The sequence below is a fragment of the Mesorhizobium sp. P5_C1 genome, from assembly GCF_054049815.1.
This window is the reverse complement of record NZ_JBFULQ010001078.1, coordinates 1-1,055: the sequence shown is the minus strand read 5'-3', so window position 1 is coordinate 1,055 and position 1,055 is coordinate 1. Positions and strand designations below refer to the sequence as shown.

The following is a 1,055-nucleotide window of genomic DNA, read 5'->3' as shown; positions in this document are numbered from 1 at the left end:
ATCAGGAAGGACACCCGATCTTCGCCGCAACGGGAGGATTATATTCCTCATCTCTGATTGACCGGCAAGGCTATTCTGGCAGGCTCGCATCGTAATGCACAATCGCTTCGAGGATYGTTCGATAGAGGCTGTCGACTTCYTCRTCGATCTCKYCYCGCTTGATCCCSACSSATTTGGCRTCGGCRAWCAGCTTRTGGGTTAGCTCGTCRACCGARATGACATCGGCCTTCGTCGTCTCSGGGACGTTGTTGGCCAGCCATCGATCCAGGAAGTTGATGCCGCGTGTGCTCATCCTCAAAGAAGCTGCTTACCCGTTTTAGGTTCCCCTTGAGCAGCGCACCCAAAAGACCMGCCGCTCCATTCACGGCAGCGGCGGGCCGTCCCAGGGATGATGGGGACTTGCCGGGGATGTTGGTAGCCCCTGCTAACCAAACAACTATTAGAATGCTCTAATGTTCCATTGCTCGCGTGCCAAGGGCTGTTAGCGCAACCCTTGCATGATGAGTTCGTAGATCGTGCGAATTTCTTCATCGATCTCTTGGCCGGGAATACCTTGGGTTTCCGCCGCCCGTTTCGCGTCGACAGTCATATCGATCACCAGCAGAACYGGGTSSATGATYGGATCATCCGGCAAATGGTCCGATATCCAATGGTAGAGAAAATCACTTCCCCGCTTGCTCATCTTCCCGGAAATCCTGCAAGGAGGCATGCCGCAGATCATCCTCGCCGCGCAAGTGCTTCACTCGGCCAATGATGCCCGGCTTGACCCATTGCGTCGCTGGACGTTTCATGCCCTTGGGCGGCGGTCCGGCGTGTTCCTGGACGCACTTCCATAGGCGCTCGCGGATCGCGCGGCTGGAATTGATGAAAGCCGAGCCGACATACTTCCCAGTCGCCCGATCCGCCATCAGTGCGAAAGCAGGCTTACCTGCCTCGCGCTCGATGCCAAGCAATTGGTATTCATCGATCGTGTAGCATTTTGTCTTCAGCCAAGCCGTCGAGTTGCCGCTCCGGTATTTGCTGTCCTTGCGTTTCGAAACCATCCCTTCGAGCCC

General features: G+C 56.2%; 1 protein-coding gene and 1 pseudogene. Both read right to left on the bottom strand.

The annotated features are described in order from the left end of the window. Positions 1 to 70 precede the first annotated feature (70 nt). Positions 71 to 292, bottom strand: a complete 222-nt coding sequence (locus ACXJ7R_RS34005; protein ID WP_457155615.1) for a DUF768 domain-containing protein — start codon at positions 290 to 292, stop codon at positions 71 to 73. Between the two features lie 370 nt (positions 293 to 662). Then, positions 663 to 1,055, bottom strand: a pseudogene (locus tag ACXJ7R_RS34000) (ATP-dependent DNA ligase); the annotation flags it as partial.